This is a genomic window from Kribbella sp. NPDC050820, from assembly GCF_040653975.1.
GTDB lineage: Bacteria > Actinomycetota > Actinomycetes > Propionibacteriales > Kribbellaceae > Kribbella.
The window spans coordinates 71,201-86,181 of record NZ_JBFAHB010000010.1 but is presented as its reverse complement, the minus strand read 5'-3'; the positions used below and the strand labels follow the sequence as shown (position 1 = coordinate 86,181).

The 14,981-nt window shown below is 67.7% G+C and carries 18 protein-coding genes and 1 pseudogene; 7 read left to right on the top strand and 12 right to left on the bottom strand.

Going from position 1 to position 14,981, the window contains the following annotated elements; genetic code table 11:
• Positions 1-161 precede the first annotated feature (161 nt).
• The 4 genes from AB0H36_RS11970 to AB0H36_RS11955 form a co-directional block, all read right to left on the bottom strand.
• On the bottom strand, positions 162-917 hold the full coding sequence (locus AB0H36_RS11970; protein ID WP_360520328.1) for an ABC transporter permease: 756 nt from the start codon (positions 915-917) through the stop codon (positions 162-164).
• On the bottom strand, positions 914-1,627 hold the full coding sequence (locus AB0H36_RS11965) for an ABC transporter ATP-binding protein (protein ID WP_360520326.1): 714 nt from the start codon (positions 1,625-1,627) through the stop codon (positions 914-916). The genes AB0H36_RS11970 and AB0H36_RS11965 overlap by 4 nt, the downstream gene beginning before the upstream one ends.
• Positions 1,620-2,174, bottom strand: coding sequence for a TetR family transcriptional regulator (locus AB0H36_RS11960; protein ID WP_360520324.1), 555 nt, complete (start codon positions 2,172-2,174; stop codon positions 1,620-1,622). The genes AB0H36_RS11965 and AB0H36_RS11960 overlap by 8 nt, the downstream gene beginning before the upstream one ends.
• Positions 2,175-2,307: 133 nt before the next feature.
• The gene (locus tag AB0H36_RS11955; protein WP_360520322.1) at positions 2,308-2,883 is read right to left on the bottom strand and encodes a helix-turn-helix domain-containing protein; all 576 of its coding nucleotides are present in this window, start codon (positions 2,881-2,883) and stop codon (positions 2,308-2,310) included.
• A 50-nt stretch (positions 2,884-2,933) separates the two neighbouring features.
• Between AB0H36_RS11955 and AB0H36_RS11950 the strand changes: the two genes are divergently transcribed.
• The 5 genes from AB0H36_RS11950 (at position 2,934) to AB0H36_RS11930 (ending at position 6,096) form a co-directional block, all read left to right on the top strand.
• The gene (locus AB0H36_RS11950; protein WP_360520320.1) at positions 2,934-3,611 is read left to right on the top strand and encodes a haloacid dehalogenase type II; all 678 of its coding nucleotides are present in this window, start codon (positions 2,934-2,936) and stop codon (positions 3,609-3,611) included.
• A 271-nt stretch (positions 3,612-3,882) separates the two neighbouring features.
• Positions 3,883-4,200 (top strand): hypothetical protein, encoded by a 318-nt coding sequence (locus AB0H36_RS11945; protein ID WP_360520318.1) that lies wholly within the window; start codon positions 3,883-3,885, stop codon positions 4,198-4,200.
• 7 nt (positions 4,201-4,207) lie between these two features.
• Positions 4,208-4,540 carry a hypothetical protein gene (locus AB0H36_RS11940; protein WP_360520316.1) on the top strand — a complete coding sequence of 111 codons (333 nt, stop codon included), beginning with the start codon at positions 4,208-4,210 and terminating at the stop codon, positions 4,538-4,540.
• A gap of 99 nt (positions 4,541-4,639) precedes the next feature.
• Positions 4,640-5,215, top strand: coding sequence for a redoxin domain-containing protein (locus tag AB0H36_RS11935; protein WP_360520314.1), 576 nt, complete (start codon positions 4,640-4,642; stop codon positions 5,213-5,215).
• Positions 5,216-5,217: 2 nt separating this feature from the next.
• On the top strand, positions 5,218-6,096 hold the full coding sequence (locus AB0H36_RS11930; protein WP_360520312.1) for a cytochrome c biogenesis CcdA family protein: 879 nt from the start codon (positions 5,218-5,220) through the stop codon (positions 6,094-6,096).
• Between the two features lie 225 nt (positions 6,097-6,321).
• On the opposite strand, the gene AB0H36_RS11925 is transcribed toward AB0H36_RS11930, so the two are convergent.
• The 6 genes from AB0H36_RS11925 to AB0H36_RS11900 all read right to left on the bottom strand — a co-directional run bounded on the left by AB0H36_RS11925 (position 6,322) and on the right by AB0H36_RS11900 (position 10,511).
• On the bottom strand, positions 6,322-6,939 hold the full coding sequence (locus AB0H36_RS11925; RefSeq protein ID WP_360520310.1) for a hypothetical protein: 618 nt from the start codon (positions 6,937-6,939) through the stop codon (positions 6,322-6,324).
• A 98-nt stretch (positions 6,940-7,037) separates the two neighbouring features.
• Entirely contained in the window at positions 7,038-7,412 is a 375-nt protein-coding gene (crcB, locus tag AB0H36_RS11920; protein ID WP_360520308.1) for a fluoride efflux transporter CrcB, read from the bottom strand.
• Positions 7,409-7,798, bottom strand: coding sequence for a DUF190 domain-containing protein (locus AB0H36_RS11915; protein ID WP_360520306.1), 390 nt, complete (start codon positions 7,796-7,798; stop codon positions 7,409-7,411). Before AB0H36_RS11915 ends, crcB begins: the two co-directional genes overlap by 4 nt.
• Positions 7,795-8,277 (bottom strand): CrcB family protein, encoded by a 483-nt coding sequence (locus AB0H36_RS11910; protein WP_360520304.1) that lies wholly within the window; start codon positions 8,275-8,277, stop codon positions 7,795-7,797. The genes AB0H36_RS11915 and AB0H36_RS11910 overlap by 4 nt, the downstream gene beginning before the upstream one ends.
• Positions 8,278-8,414: 137 nt before the next feature.
• The gene (locus tag AB0H36_RS11905; protein ID WP_360520302.1) at positions 8,415-8,942 is read right to left on the bottom strand and encodes a helix-turn-helix domain-containing protein; all 528 of its coding nucleotides are present in this window, start codon (positions 8,940-8,942) and stop codon (positions 8,415-8,417) included.
• Between the two features lie 192 nt (positions 8,943-9,134).
• Complete coding sequence (locus AB0H36_RS11900) at positions 9,135-10,511, bottom strand: serine/threonine-protein kinase (protein ID WP_360520300.1); 1,377 nt, start codon at positions 10,509-10,511, stop codon at positions 9,135-9,137.
• A gap of 478 nt (positions 10,512-10,989) precedes the next feature.
• Here AB0H36_RS11900 and AB0H36_RS11895 point away from each other — a divergent pair.
• Positions 10,990-11,448, top strand: a pseudogene (locus tag AB0H36_RS11895) (YoaK family protein); the annotation flags it as partial.
• A 152-nt stretch (positions 11,449-11,600) separates the two neighbouring features.
• Here AB0H36_RS11895 and AB0H36_RS11890 read toward each other — a convergent pair.
• Positions 11,601-11,984, bottom strand: a complete 384-nt coding sequence (locus AB0H36_RS11890; protein ID WP_360520636.1) for a hypothetical protein — start codon at positions 11,982-11,984, stop codon at positions 11,601-11,603.
• 124 nt (positions 11,985-12,108) lie between these two features.
• On the bottom strand, positions 12,109-12,708 hold the full coding sequence (locus AB0H36_RS11885; RefSeq protein WP_360520298.1) for a TetR family transcriptional regulator: 600 nt from the start codon (positions 12,706-12,708) through the stop codon (positions 12,109-12,111).
• 96 nt (positions 12,709-12,804) lie between these two features.
• Here AB0H36_RS11885 and AB0H36_RS11880 point away from each other — a divergent pair, with 96 nt between their 5' ends.
• The gene (locus AB0H36_RS11880) at positions 12,805-14,949 is read left to right on the top strand and encodes an MMPL family transporter (RefSeq protein ID WP_360520296.1); all 2,145 of its coding nucleotides are present in this window, start codon (positions 12,805-12,807) and stop codon (positions 14,947-14,949) included.
• Positions 14,950-14,981 lie beyond the last annotated feature (32 nt).

Below are 14,981 nucleotides of genomic sequence, written 5' to 3'. Positions count from 1 at the left end.
TGGTCCGATTCCGGCGGCACGGGGGAGCCGCCGGAATCGCACGCACCCGCTACATCGTCACGCCCAGGCCCGCGTTACAGCAGCGACGAGATCGTGACCAACCTCGACCGCCACGGGCTGCTGTTCGAGCAACCAGCGCGAGCTGAACGGAACCGCCGGACTCAGCGATCCAGCTGAAGGCGCTGCCAGGAGCGCAGCGTCAGTCCGGTGGCGGTGATGAGTACGGGTACGACGAGTGCCAGTTGGAGGATCGTGACGTTGGCGCCGTTGCTGATCGCCCAGAGTGCGGGGGCGCCGAACGGGAACCAGCCGCCGGTCCCGGCGACCACCGTGATCTGGGACAGCACCAGGATGCCGATCGTGGTCGCGATTCCGGCGAGCACCGAGCGACCCGCGGTCGCGGCCCAGGCGGCGGGAGTCGCGATGGCGGCAGTGAGCACGGTCAGGACGAACTGCCGCGCCATCGCCGGTACGACGTCAGCTGGGACGGGCCCGAGTCCGGCGGCCAGGCCGGCGGGGATCAAGGCGATCAGGAGGGCCGCGGCGGTCACGCATGCCCAGGCGAGGTAGACGACGAGTTTCGCGGTGGCGATCGTGGGTCTGGAGACCGGGATGGCGAACAGGCCGGTGATCGTTCCTTCCGCGAACTCGCGGCTGAACAGCCAGCTCAGGACGACGCCGTACCCGAGCAGGCTCGCCGCGGCGGTCACCTGCGCGGCGATGGTGAGATATCCGCCCCAGCCTCCCGGATGGATGAGCGGACCGAGCTTGGCAGCCAGTTGCGGGTCGTCGGTGCGGACTGCCAGCAGCATCGACGAGCAGATGAGGGTGATGCCGAGCACCATGATGATCGTCGACGCCCGCACCACAGTCGCCCGGACGAACTTGGTGAGCTCGGTGACGAGGCCGACGGTCATGCGGCCACGTCGTCGCTGTGGACGAGGTCGAAGAACGATCGCTCGATGTCGACGCCCTGCGGGTCGAGCGAGCCGATGATCCGCCCGGCGTTGAGCACCGAGATGCGATCGGCGATCCGGGCGACCTCGTCGAGATGATGGCTGCTGACCAGTACGGCGGCGCCGGTCGCTGCCCGTCGTACGAGTGCCTCGCGCAGCAGGATGACGCCGGCAGGGTCGAGAGTGTTGGTGGGCTCGTCCAGCACGATCAGTCGGGGGTTGTGCTGGAGTGCGGAGGCGAGACCGAGGCGCTGCCGGTTACCGAGTGAGAGCTTGCCGGCGCGGCGGTCGGCGTACTGGGCGAGATGGAGTTCGGTCATCGCGGCCGCGACCATCTGGGTGATCTCGGCGGGCGTGACTTGGTGCAGCCGAGCGCTGAGAGCGAGGTTCTGGCGGCTGGTGAGCTCGCGGTAGGCCAGCGGAACGTCGACCAAATGACCGACTTCGCGCCAGTCCGCGTCGTCCAGTGTCTGACCGGCGAGGGCTATTGTGCCCGCCTCCGGCTTGAGCATTCCCAGCAGGAGCCGCATCAAGGTGGACTTGCCGGCGCCGTTGAGGCCGACCAGTGCATGGACCTCGCCTGGTGCGACCGAGATGTCGACACCGCGGATCCCGGTGCCGTCGTCGAACGTCCGGACCAGGTTGCGAGCCTGGATCGCATCCTCAGCCATGGCGGTTCTCCAGCACGTCGAGCGCGGCGTCGATCGCCTGCGACAGATCGTCGCTGTCGGTCAGGCTCCAGTCGAGCAGGGCGGTGTTGAGGGCTCCCAGCACCGCTCCGGCGGCGATCCTCGCGTCGCGATGCGAGGTTCCACCACTCGCCAAGGCGTCAGTGATCACTGCCTCCGTCGCCGCCGTCCCGCTGATCATCGCCGCTCGTAGCGCCGGCGTCCGGGCGACGATCCGCAGCCGGACCCGGACCTCCTCGACCGACGGTGGTAGGAGTTCCTGCCAGGCCGTACGCACGCCCTTGGCTGCACGGCTGATCGGGTCGAGCTTCGCCGGCTGTTGCCGGATCGCGGCACCGATCAGGGGGTCGTACGGATCGTCGACCAGCAGGCTCGCCTTGCTCGGAAAATGCCGGAAGAAGGTCATCTCGGTGACGCCGGCGCGTGCCGCGATCTCGCCGGCGCTGGTGCCGTCGTACCCGCGCTCGGCGAACAGCTCCAAAGCCGCGGTCAGCAACCGCTCCCGGGTCCGCTCCGCTCGTCCACCCACGACTCAATGTTAGCCACTAACATTTCCGCCCGCAACGGCTGCACGGCCGCGCCTCCGTATCCGGACCTCGGCTGGATCCGGGCTGGGAAGGCCGAGCTGCCCGTTGCGGTTGACAAGGACCAGGGGACGGTCTTCAGAGTGCGGTCATTGCCGCGGTGACTGCTGGTTTCAGTTGGCGGCGGGAGGCGCCGGCGCGTGATCTGAGATTGATGGCGTAGGCGAGCAGTGTGAGCATCTCAGCCTGGCCTTCGATCGTCCCGCTGACGCGTAGCTGCTCCTTGCTCTGGGCAACCTTCAGGGCGGCGTGCATGGCGTCCCGTAGTGCATCGTGGTGTTCGGCGAGAAGCATCTGAACGGCGTCCGGCGACGACTCGACATGAGCGTTCGAGACCAGGCAGCCCCAGCCGGCGAAGTCGCCGGAGCAGCGCAACCGGAGCAGGGCGTCGAAGAAGGAGGCGATCGCGGGCAGTCCACGCCGGTCGGTGGCGAGTCGGTCGAACATCGGCAGCGAGCGGTGGTCCAGGTACCTGCGGACGGCCGCGGCGTAGAGCCCGTCCTTGCCTCCGAACGCGTTGTAGAGACTTGACCGGCTGAGTCCGGTCGCCGCGACGACGTCCTGGATGCCTGTCGCCGTCACCCCCTGGCGCCAGAACAGCAACTCGACGGAGGTGAGCACTGCCTCCTCGTCGAAGTGTTTGACATCTGCCACGGGCACCATCGTATCTTGGAACGACTGGTCCAAGATAGAGGAGCCTCCGGATGAGTGCGGTCGAATTACTGGTGCTGGACGTCAACGAGACCCTGTCGGACCTGGAACCGCTGCGCGAGCGGTTCAAGGCTGTCGGCTTGCCGGCCGACAGCCTGGACACGTGGTTCGCGGCGACGCTGCGAGACGGCTTCGCCCTGACCGCCGCGGGTGCGTCAGCCGAGTTCCGCGTAGTTGGCCGCGATGTGCTCGTCAGCCTGCTGAGTTCGCACCGACTCGATGCAGGGGATGAAACGGTGGGCTCGGTCCTTTCGGGGTTGACCGAGTTGTCACTTCACCCTGATGTGCTGCCTGGACTGCGTCGACTCCGCGACCTCGGCCTGCGGATCATCACCTTGACGAACGGATCCGCCGCGATGTCCGAGCGGATGTTCACCCAGGGCGGCATCATGCCGTTGCTCGAGCACCGGCTCGACGTGTCGGTCCCAGGCCGCTGGAAGCCGCATCCGGATTCCTATCGGTACGCGGCCGTCGTGTGCGGTGTCCCGGAGGAGCGGATGGCGCTGGTCGCCGTTCACCCGTGGGACATCGACGGTGCACGCCGAGCCGGTCTCCACGGCTACTACCTCGATCGCCGGCGCACGCCGTACCCGAAGGCCTTCAAGGAACCAGACCTCGCAGTGCCGGACCTGAACGCGCTCGCGGACGTCCTCGCGGAGAAGGTCGGGTAGAACTGGTGCGATGGCATGAGTCCCTTGGTGTGATCGCGGGCTGACATCGATGTCTGCAACAACGCAGGATGCTCGGTACCGCGGTAGTACTGGCGGCAGGTGACAGGTCGCGATACGTTGCTACTGGTGTGCCGGGAAGGCTGGTCGGCGTCGTACTTGTTCATCGCCGCCAGGAGGCAACGATGGGTACCGGCCGCGGTTCAGTTGACTCTCCCGATCTTGGGATCGGCTCACGGCTGCGTGGGGTGTGGCCCCCGATGCGGAGGATGTCGTGAGCAGCGGCGGCAGCTCCGGAGGCGGTGCGGCGCCGCTGGCGGCGGTACGCCATGGACTTCTCGTGCTCGACGTGCGCGGTGCGCTTGTGGGACGGGTTGAGTACGTCGGAGTGGAGGACCCCGACGAGCAGCGTCATGAGACGTGGCTGTCCGGCGAGGCACTGATCTGGTCCAGGTTCGTCCAGGTGCGTGGCTCTCGTCCGGACGGTCGTGGCTTCGTCATCGAGCCTGGCCAGATCGCGTGCATCGCCGACGATCACCTTCGATTGTCGGTCTGCGCGGATGATCTGTCGCTGAGCGACGATCCATTGTGAGGCCGAGATGCGCACCTACAGTGTCGTGTGGTGGAGCTTCGCCGCTTTCGCACGGTCCGCAGCGGTCTCGTCCGGTGATGTCGCTGCGGTGGATGACGTGACGGCGCTGACAGACGAGGAGCTGTGTGGTGCGTGGCGGCGGAGCACTTCGGCAGTCGCCGCTCCCCGTCAGGCAGCTGAGCTGGAGGAGCTGGTGGATGCCCGCGATCGCTACCTCGACGAATTGGAGCGGCGCAGCCCGGAGGCGTTCGCCGGGTGGCTGAACGCGGATCCGGAGGCCGCGGTCGACCCGGCCGTCTACTACACAGGCGCTGACCGCGGAGAACGCGGTCAGGAATGAACTCGAGTTGGACGGTAAGCGATCCGTAAGGCAGCTCGTTACGTCGGCCATCCGGGCTCAGCCCTACGGTAGAGCCAGTTCCGGTGCGGTGGAGGTTGGATGCTTGTTCAGCGGTTCGCTGTTGTTTCCCTGACCGTGCTGATGCTGGTATTGGCCGGCTGCGCTGCGCCTTCGCCGTCCTCCTCCGGATCCCCGTCGCCCGCTGGTTCTGCAGGCAGTCCTCCGGCTCGTCCCTCCACCACCGCGCCGGCGACAGCGGCTCCCGCCGTACCGGCGATCCTGAAGTTCTCCGGCACGACTGTGGACGGCAAGGACTTCGATGGGGCGACGCTGGCTGCGAAGCCTGCGGTGTTGTGGTTCTGGGCGCCTTGGTGTCCGAAGTGCCGTGCCCAGGCGGCCGAAACGGCCAAGGTCGCCGAGGAGTACCGGGGCAGAGCCAATGTCGTAGGAGTGGCCGGCCTCGACAAGCCGGATGCCATGCGTGGTTTCGTGGCCGACCAGAAGGTCGGCGGCTTTCCGCACCTGTCTGACGAGAACGGTGAAGTCTGGAGACGGTTCGAGGTCACCGAACAGAGCACCTACGTGATCCTCGATGCCGCAGGCAACAAGGTGTTCAGCGGGAACCTGGTGGCAGGCGACGGCCTTGCGGAGAAGCTTTCCCAACTGGTCGGCTGAGCATGAGTGAGATCCCGTTCGCGCTTGCGCTAGGGGCCGGCATGCTCGCCGCGGTCAATCCCTGCGGGTTCGCGATGTTGCCGGCGTACCTGTCCCTCCTGGTCACCGGAGACGACTCACCGAGCCGCGCGGTCGCGGTCGGCAGGGCGCTGGCCGCCACGGTGGCGATGACGGCGGGCTTTGCCGCGGTGTTCGGCGTGTTCGGGCTGGCGATCGCACCAGTAGCCGGGCAGGTCCAGCAGCATCTTCCCTGGTTCACCGTGGTGTTCGGGTTGGTGCTCGTGGCCGCGGGTGTGTGGTTGGCCGCCGGGCGCGACCTTCCCGTGCCGGTTCCGAAACTACGCCGGGGTCCGGTGGTGGCCCGCAGGGCGACCTCGATGGCTCTGTACGGCGTGGCGTTCGCGATCGCCTCGCTCGGCTGCACGATCGGGCCGTTCCTGGCGATCGTGGTTGCCGCGTTCCGCACCGACTCCGTGGCCACCGGGATCGCCGTGTTCCTGGCCTATGCCGCCGGGATGGGGCTGATCGTCGGCTCTGCCGCCATCGCTGTCGCACTGGCCCGGACTGGCACCGTGGGCCGGCTTCGTCGTCTCGGCCGGGTGGCGTCTCGCCTCGGCGGGGTTCTGGTGATCCTCTCCGGCCTCTACGTCGCGTACTACGGTTGGTACGAGCTCCGCGTGTTCAGCGGAACGACGACCCGTGATCCAGTGATCGAAGGTGCAGCCCGGCTTCAGACCTGGATCGCAGATGCTGTGGACAGCCTGGGAGTGGCTGCGGTAGCCGTCATCTTCACGTTGTTGTTAATGGTTGCACTTCTCCTCGTAGGCACAGCCAGGAGAGGGAACCGGGATCGGTCCAGGAGGCGGAGCCGTGACGGTTGATCCCACAGACGAGAGTGACCTGCCTGTTTCGATCACGCGACCCTCGTGTCGTCGCATCCGCGCAAGGGCGCGCGGGTTTCGGCCTGCGCTGAGCTGCCGTCTGCGCCCGCCTGGAGACCTCATGACCTCGCTGACGCCTGAGTCAGCAGCGCCCGAATCTGCCCAGATCCACCCTGCAGAGGCCGACGTCACGTCCGTACGTGCGGCTCGCATTCACTGAATCCGTCAAGTAGGCAGTTCGTGGGTTCTCAGTCGCATTGGTCGGCTGAGCCAGTCTGGGGTGGTCTCGGGATCGAGGTGGGCCTCGACTTCGTACCAGTCCGCGCCGGGTGGCTTGATGAGTCGGGCGAGCACGGTCACCGAGAGTTCGGGCAGCGGTTGGAGGTCGTCGGAGAGGAGCGCGGGCGTGCCCTGGATGCGACGTTCTGCGTTGATGGCGGCGACCAGAGCTTTCCTGAGTTGTTCGTCGCGGTCGAGGGGTTGGCTTGTGTCGTGGATGGCACGCAGCGCGGCCCCGGTGATGGAAAGCAACTTGTGTCGTCGGCGTCGCGACAGGCGTCCTGTGAGCAGTTGGTCGAGTTGGGTTGCCCAAGTAGTGGTGATGTCTGGGCGGATGGCGTTTCCGGCGGCCGCGAGGATTGCTCGGCAGGCTTCGATGTCGGTGCGGTCTTGGCGTATGGGATCGCTGCTGGTGATCAGGTAGGGGATCAGCGGGGCGAGCCGCGGCCGCCTGGCGGGGCTGGTGTGGTCGTTGACGACGCGGGCGATGTGGGCGAGCACGGGTGGTGTGCAGGTCGGGCGATCGCTCCACAACCCGCCGGCGGTCGCGCTGACGAGTTCCATGAGGCAGCCGCCCCTGCGGGGGTGGGCGTGGCGGCCAGTGGCGAGCAATGTCACCTCGACTGGTTCACCAGCGGGGGTTGCTGCGGGTGATTGAGTGGTCATGACCAGATCGCTTGGGTGACGGTGGCGCCGATAAAGGCGCCGCCGAGGCCGGCGATGATGCTGGCGGCGAGGTTCGCGGCCGCGAAGAACTTCGCGTTCTGCTCGACCAGGCGGAGGGTCTCGTAGGAGAACGTGGAATAGGTGGTGAGGGCGCCGCAGAACCCTGTACCGACGAGGTACTGCAGCTGGTCCGGCACGACGCCGGCTGTAGTGCCGCCGGCGATGGCACCGAGGATCAGTGAGCCGACGACGTTGACGGTAAAGGTTCCCCAGGGGAAGACGGTGTCGTGGCGGGCCTGGACGGCGCGGTCGGTGAGGTACCGCAGCGGCGCCCCGATGGCGGCCCCGACGAGCACGAGCAGCAGCGTCATCGTTCCTCCTGAACCCCGGGTCGCGCCTCGTCGCCGGCAGTGGACTCGTCGAGGTCGCGGCCGACGTACCGGATGACCTCGCAGTCGTCGAGAACGACCAGGCCTTCGGTGACGAGCTCGTCGAGCTGGGGCAGGAAGGCGTGGATCCGGTCGTGGGTGTCGATGATGACGATCACCACAGGCAGCTCCTCCGACAAGGAGAGCAGGCGGTTGGTGTGGATGAGGTTGGATGCGCCGTAGCCTTCGATACCGCGCAGCACGGTCGCGCCCGCCAGGCCGGCCTCGTGGGCGCGGTGCACGATCTCGGTGAACAGTGGCTTGTGGCGCCACTGGTCGCCTTCGCCGACCATGATGGTGAGTCGCAGCGCGGTGCCGGTGAATCTCATCGCATCCTCCAGGTGACGAGCCTGCGGGTGGTGTGCGCGGTGATCCAGACCGCGACAAGTGCCGCGGCCGGGGTTGCGGCCAGGTAGGCCAGCGCGGCGCCGGGGTGCCCGCCGGTGATGAGGTGCTGGACGTCGACGGTGTAGGTGGAGAACGTCGTGTAGCCGCCGAGCACACCGGTGCCGAGGAAGGGCCGCAGCAGCCGCTGGCGCAACCACACGTCGGTGACCAGCACCATCAGTACGCCGATCAGCGCGCAGCCGGTGACGTTGATCGTGAACGTGGCCCACGGGAACCCGCCGGCCGGTGTCGGCCAGGTCTGGCCGATCAGATAGCGGCCGGCGGCGCCGAGCATGCCGCCCAGGGCGACCACGGCGAGCACGGCCAGATCGCTGCGCGACCGGGATCGACGGGCGACGCGCAGATCGATGTCGGGGTCGACCGGTTCGAGCGGGGATGGGTCGGTTCGGTGATGCTGCACCGGATGGAGCCTCCTACCTGAACGTGGCTCCGCGCGGCCAGGCGGCCACGCGGAAGGACAGGTAGGGACTGTTGGCCACCGCTGAGGGTGACGGTTCGGGTCCGGCGAGCCCCACCGCCGGTCACGCGATCACCAGTCTACTGCCGGTGGCGTCGGCGTCCGCCCGGTCCAGCAGTTGCCCGCCGGAGTTGCCAAGGGCGAGGGCTCGCGGCGATGATGCCGGTGAGCAGTACGCCGGCGCGCAGGACGTCGCTGGCCTCAGCCGGTGACGTGCCGGTGAGCTGGCGAATCAACTGGTAGATACGGCCGAAGCGGTCGCGGACGGCCTCGCCGATGGCGGGCTCAGCGTTGGTGGCTGAGAAGCCGTGCAATGGGATGAGGAGGACTTCGGCCGGGAATCTCTCGCAGCAGCGGTCCAGGCTGTTCGGGGTCGGTTCTTGGCCGGCGGTGTCGCGGAGGGTCTGCTCGATCCGGTCGGAGACTGATTGGAGTACGGCCAGGAACAGTTGTTGCTTGGTGCCGAACAGGCGGATGACGTAGGGCTGCGAGACGTCGGCCAGCCGGGCGATCTCGGCCGTCGTGGTCGCCGCGTACCCGCTGGCCGCGAACGCCTGCACCGCGGCCTGCAGGACCTCCGCACGCCGTTCGACCGCCGTGAGCCGCATCCTCGTTTCCCGGTGCTTCAAGTGGACTGCGGCCGGAACGGTCGGCATTCGCGATGGTGGTGGCATCATGATCCTCGCGTCCAGTCGTCCCCGGCGTGTCTGACCCTGTCGAAGCCGGCAACCTCCTGGCGACTGGCCGCCACTTCCCGCCGAACGAACTTCGCGGTCTGCGGTCGCGGATGCGTAGCCTTGTCATTTCGCGGCCCGGAAGTGTGCGTCGAGTTGTCGTAGCAGTGCCGCGATCTGTGGGGTGGGGGTCCAGCGGCCGTCTCGGCCGGCCTCGTCGAGTCGCTTGCGCACGTCGCGGTACTTTTCGGCCGCCTTGTCGGCCTTGCCCGAGTCCAATTCCTTCGCAACCTCGTCGAGGTCGTTGGCGGCCTCGCGAGCGACGTCTCCATCGCGTCCGCCGTCGTCGCCACCTCGTCCTTCTCCCTCTCCGTTCCCCTTCCCGTTTCCTTCTCCGTCTGGTCCGCCGGCTTCTTCGCGAAGCAACTGCGTCAGCCTGGCCACCGCCGACGAGGGGTCGGATGCCGTCGTCCGTTCGGCAGGACTGCTCGGCTGGTTCGCCGGCGGGGTCGGCCTGGTGGCGGAGGTGGTGCCTGGCGCGGCTGGTGTGTCGGAGCCCGGATTCCCGCCGAGGGCGATCGCGGCCGCGACAACCAGCACCGCTGCGACTGCAGCAGCTATCAAGATCGGCCTACGCCGACGAGATCGGGCCGGTGTGCCAGGCACCTCGAACGCCGGCAGCACCTGAGTGCGAGCCGGGCCGGTGTCGTCCTGGATCGCGCGGCGGATCGCGTCCAGGGACCTGGGTCGTTCGCTCGGGTTCTTGGCGAGCAGGCCCATCACCACGTGTGCCAGGCCGGTCGGGACGTCTGGCCGCAGGGTTCGGATCGGGACCGGGGCGGCGCTGACGTGCTGGGCCAGGACCTCGTCGGTCGCCCCGTGGAACGGCGGCGACCCGGTGAGCAGCGCATACAGCACGCAGCCGAGGCCGTACCAGTCGCTGGCGGGTGTGGCGGGATCGCCGCGGATCTGCTCCGGCGAGACGTACGACGGGGTGCCGACCAACTTCTGGCCGCCGCGCCGGACTACGCGTCCCGCGGTCGCGATGCCGAAGTCGCTGACCTTGATCGTGCCGTCCGGGGCGAGCAGGAGATTGCCCGGCTTCACGTCGCAATGCACGATGCCGGCTGCGTGCGCAACGTCCAACGCCGCGGCGACCTGCAATGCGATGTCAATCACCCGGTCCGGAGCGGGCCGGCTGCTGGGTCCGCGTTCGAGCACCTGTGTCAGGTTCGGACCGTCGATCAGCTCCATCACCATGAAGGCTCGCCCGCGGTCGACGCCGATGTCGAAGACGGTCACCACGTTGGGATGATCCAGCTGTGCCGCCTTGCGCGCCTCGGCACGGATTTGATCCAGCGAGTCACCGTGCGCCGGGTGAAGGAACTTCACCGCCACCGCTCGATATAACTCCAGGTCCGCAGCCCGCCACACCTCACCGGCGCCACCACGGCCCAGCAGTACATCCAGCCGATACCTCCCAGCCAGCACCTCGCCAGTCACCAAAGTTCTCCTCGGGAGCGATGCCTCACCTTAGACAAGTTCCCATTGGCTCCAGCAGCGACGCCCGAGAAGAAGAAGTCCAACCCGGCCCAGTTGCGTTACGGCACCTCCGGGACGGGCCGCCGGCCAGCCGGACTGGTCAAGGTGGTCGTTCCCTTCGGCGCAAGTGTCGGTACTGCGGTGCTCGCTGCAGGCGCACCGGCGCTGGGCGAGCTGAGGCTTGGGGGAGACTCCGCTCGCTTCTCTTCACGGAGCTGCTGCTGATCTTGGCCAACTCAGAGAGTCACGCCAGTCGACCGGCTCGGTCCTACCAGGCCGGCTGCTGGTCGCTGGCGAGGTGGTGAAGCCGCGTCCTAGCTGCGAGTTCGACCAGGGCTCAATGTCACGCGGACGCGTTCGATGCGCAGCCCCTCCAGCGTGCGCCGCGGGACAACGCCCATCCAGTCCACCGGCGTAGTTGTCTCGCACCTCGAGTCGTATGCAGTGTGCTGGCAGCTGCGGGCGAACTCCACGAACTCGGGCCCGGGCGCGCGGATTCCTGGCCGCCTTCACTTTCCTCGCCTACGACCACGTCTTCGCCAATGCGATGACAGGCAACGTGGTGCTGACCGGGATTGCACTGCTCAGCGGTCAGTGCGGCCAGGTCTGTTGGCATGTGCTGCCAATGCTCGCCTTCGTGGCAGGCGTCGCGGCCGCCGAATCCTTGCGACTGCCCCACCTTCAGGCCGTCATACGCCGGCCGGCAATCGCCTGCATGGCGGCCGAGGCCACGTGCCTCATGCTCGCCGGCACCCCAACCCCTCGAGTGCTCCCGGCACGGTTGATGACCCTGGGGATCTCCTTCGTCGCCGCGCTCCAAAACACCGCGTTCCGGGAGCTCCGCGGAAAACCGTACAGCTCGGTCATGGTCACCGGAAACCTTCGCTCCGCGTCGGTGTCCGCATTCGCTGGGCTGTTCCTCGGCGACAGGGACAAGTGTCTGGCCGCCGCACGCCCGGAGTGCTCTGCGGTGCGTTCCTGGCCGGCGCAGCAGTCGCCGGCTGGGCCACCCCTCGACTCGAGAATCGGGCCCTCTGGATCGTCGCCGGCCTACTCACCCTGGCTCTGGTCAAATGCACAGGAGGCAGGAATCGCGAACTCGCTCAATCGGCGCAGAAAACAGCAATACACGACTTGTCGCGGGATGCGGACGCGGCCGAGCCACTCGCCGTTGTCGCGGATCCAGATGTCGACCTCAGCGTTCTCCTCATGAACTCCCGAGTCGCTGATCTGCCCGAAGGACGCGTCGTCGACGGACATGTGCACGTCGGGAAAGTGCTTCTTCGCGAGTTGGGCGACTGCTGGTGGTCCGCCGAGGGACACGTCTGCCTTGGCGTGGAGGATCCGCATCGATGTCTCGGCAAGGCGCGCTTCGACGACGCTTCGCGCCGGGACCTCCGCGATCCCGACCAGAAGCGACAGGACAATGCACACGCCAAGCGCCACGAACTCCGCGGACCGAGGCCTTGATGAGGTCGTCACGCAGGCCAGTAGACCAATCTGTCAGTCCTGACACAAATGGCTTGGGCGTGATCCATCCAACACACCGAAGGTGCAATCAGTCGCCGGTACGAAGAACGGTGAAGGCGTCCTGTACGAGTCGTAGCGCCGTAGTGAGCGTCCTCTCTCGGTCGGGCAAGGTGGAGTAGGCGATCAGCGTCGCGCGCATCGCCGCGACGGCCGCCCGTGCCAGCACCGATGCGCGCAGCGCGGTGTTGTGGTCATCGGATTCGCGCAGCCGGTGCGCAAGGGCCTCGGCAATGCCGTCCTCGAATGTGAGCAGTACGGCGTCGGGGTTCCGGGTGGGCGCGGCGAACCGCGCGGGGGGCCCGCTGAAGAGGACGCCGAGGCCGGCGCTCCTCTCGGCGCCGAGCGCCAGGAGGCTGTTGAGGATCGCGGTGTACGGCGGCTCGTCGGCGGGTCGGTTCCGAATCTGCTCAGCCAGGACCGGAATCAGGTCGAGAACTTCGCCGAGGACGAGGTCTTCCTTGGACCGGAAGTAGCGGAAGAACGTTCGCTCGGTCACGCCTGCCGCTCCGGCGATGTCGCGCACTGTCGTGTCGGCGTATCCACGGTCGTCGAACATCTGCAGAGCGGCGTCCTGCAGGGCGCGGCGTGTGGCGGCCTTGTGCTGCTCGCGGCGTCCGGGTGTGACCACCGTCGCAGTATCGCAGGTTGCGGCCAATCTGTCAGTCATGACACTTTAGTTTCTGTCAGTCCTGACACTTTTGCCGATCTACCGTCGGAGTCCCTCATGCGCACCGTTCTGGCTCGTATCGGCCGTGCCGCCTTTCGGCGGCGGTGGACCGTCATCGCCACCTGGTTGGCCCTGCTGGTGGCGGTCCTTGCCGCCGCGGGCGCGGTCGGCGGCAGTCTCGACAACGAGTTCACGATCCCCGGCTCGGAGTCGCAGCTGGCGCAGGACCGGCTGGCCGCGGACTTTCCTGCGGCCGCGGGTACCAGCGCCCAGATCGTCTTCAGGTCGGCGGATGGGAAGCCGGTCACAGAGTCGGCCTCGGTCGAGGCGATCCGGCGGACGCTCGCTGAGGTGGGCGGCGGCGAGCAGGTGGCCGGCGTGGTCGACCCGTTCGAGGCGGGCACGATCTCGCCCGATCGGCGGACCGCGCTCGCGCAGGTCCAGTACGACGTTGACCGGGCGGCGCTCCACGACGATGCCCTCGACGATCTGGAGCGATCCGCGACAACGGCCGAAGCGGCCGGGCTTCAGGTCGAGGTCGGGGGTGCGGCCTACGCCAGCGACGGGGTGTCGGTCTCGGTGCTGGAACTGCTGGGTGTGTTGATCGCGCTTGTCGTTCTCACGGTCACGTTCGGATCGCTCCTGACCGCCGGCGTGCCGCTGATTTCTGCGCTGATCGGCGTCGGCGTCGGCGTCGGAGCGCTGTTCGCGCTGACCGAACTGGTGGCGATCTCCTCGACGGCCGTGACCCTCGCGCTCATGCTGGGCCTGGCGGTCGGTATCGACTACGCATTGTTCATCGTGTCGCGCCACCGCAGGCAGCTGGCTCAGGGGATGGATGCGGAGGACTCGGCGGCCAACGCGACCGCGACCGCCGGTGCCGCGGTCGTGTTCGCGGGGGCGACGGTCGTGATCGCCCTCGTCGGGCTGGCGGTTGTCCGCATTCCTTTCCTCACCGTGATGGGACTGACGGCGGCGGGAGCGGTTCTCGTCGGCGTTCTGGTCGCGATCACGTTGATCCCGGCTGTGTTCGGCGTCGCGGGTCACAGACTTGCGCCGAAGCCGCGGTCGCGCGTGGCCCGGCTGGCCACCGGTGAGCTTCCGCCGTTCGGTGAACGGTGGTCAAGGGTGGCGACGGCCCGGCCGCTGATGACGGTACTTGCTGTGGTGGTTGCACTCGTCGCTGTTGCAGCCCCGGCCACTGACCTGCGCCTCGCCCTGCCGGACAACGTCACGGCCCCCACAGGCAGCACCGAGCGTCGCGCGTACGACGTCATCAGCGGCGAGTTCGGCCCGGGCTTCAACGGCCCGCTGGTGCTCTACGTCGGCGACGCGACTGCGCAGTCGGCGGGTGAGGCGGTGCAGCAGTTGCGCGCCCTGCCTGGCGTTGCGGCCGTTTCCCCGCCGCAATACAACCCGTCGACCGGCAGCGCCGTGATCCAGTTGGTGCCGACGACGGCTCCCGATGACGAGGCGACGGCGGACCTGGTAGAGCGGGTCCGCGAACAGCGTCCAGATGTCGCCGTCACCGGGACGACCGCGGTCGACATCGACATCTCGCAACGACTGCGCGACTCCCTCCTGCCGTTCCTCGCCGTGGTGGTCGGGCTCTGCTTGGTATTGCTGCTGCTGGTGTTCCGGTCACTGGTGATTCCTCTCAAGGCGGCGGCCGGATTCCTGCTGTCAGCCGGCGCGGCGCTGGGCGTGGTTGTCGCGGTGTTCCAATGGGGATGGCTCGCCGATGTCCTCGGGGTCGCCAACGCCGGTCCCGTCGTCAGCTTCCTGCCGATCATCTTGGTAGCGGTCTTGTTCGGTCTCGCCATGGACTACGAGGTCTTCGTGGTGTCCACGATTCACGAGGAGTGGATCAGGACCGGCGAGGCCCGGCGCTCGATTCACCAGAGCGGACGACACGCTTCTCGGGTGGTGACAGCCGCCGCGCTCATCATGTTCAGCGTCTTCGCCGGATTCGCCACCACCCACGACTCGCTGATCAAACCGATCGCGTTCGCCCTCGCCACCGGCGTTCTGATCGATGCCTTCGTCATCCGCATGACACTCGTGCCCGCCGTACTCGCCCTGACCGGACGCTGGGCGTGGTGGCTACCCGGATGGCTCGACCGGCGCCTCCCGGCCGTCTCGATCGAGGGCGACCCCCAAGACAGCCCGCCGCAGAAGGCCGACAGCCTTCCGGTCGGGTAGATCCAACACCCATTCAAGAAAGGGCAACCCCA

Bases quoted from the DNA above. Each gene is read 5' to 3' on its own strand.
- AB0H36_RS11970 (WP_360520328.1), bottom strand. From the start codon at position 917: ATGACCGTCGGCCTCGTCACCGAGCTCACCAAGTTCGTCCGGGCGACT.
- AB0H36_RS11965 (WP_360520326.1), bottom strand. From the start codon at position 1,627: ATGGCTGAGGATGCGATCCAGGCTCGCAACCTGGTCCGGACGTTCGAC.
- AB0H36_RS11950 (WP_360520320.1), top strand. From the start codon at position 2,934: ATGAGTGCGGTCGAATTACTGGTGCTGGACGTCAACGAGACCCTGTCG.
- AB0H36_RS11940 (WP_360520316.1), top strand. From the start codon at position 4,208: ATGCGCACCTACAGTGTCGTGTGGTGGAGCTTCGCCGCTTTCGCACGG.
- AB0H36_RS11935 (WP_360520314.1), top strand. From the start codon at position 4,640: ATGCTTGTTCAGCGGTTCGCTGTTGTTTCCCTGACCGTGCTGATGCTG.
- AB0H36_RS11930 (WP_360520312.1), top strand. From the start codon at position 5,218: ATGAGTGAGATCCCGTTCGCGCTTGCGCTAGGGGCCGGCATGCTCGCC.
- AB0H36_RS11925 (WP_360520310.1), bottom strand. From the start codon at position 6,939: ATGGAACTCGTCAGCGCGACCGCCGGCGGGTTGTGGAGCGATCGCCCG.
- crcB (WP_360520308.1), bottom strand. From the start codon at position 7,412: ATGACGCTGCTGCTCGTGCTCGTCGGGGCCGCCATCGGGGCGCCGCTG.
- AB0H36_RS11915 (WP_360520306.1), bottom strand. From the start codon at position 7,798: ATGAGATTCACCGGCACCGCGCTGCGACTCACCATCATGGTCGGCGAA.
- AB0H36_RS11905 (WP_360520302.1), bottom strand. From the start codon at position 8,942: ATGCGGCTCACGGCGGTCGAACGGCGTGCGGAGGTCCTGCAGGCCGCG.
- AB0H36_RS11880 (WP_360520296.1), top strand. From the start codon at position 12,805: ATGCGCACCGTTCTGGCTCGTATCGGCCGTGCCGCCTTTCGGCGGCGG.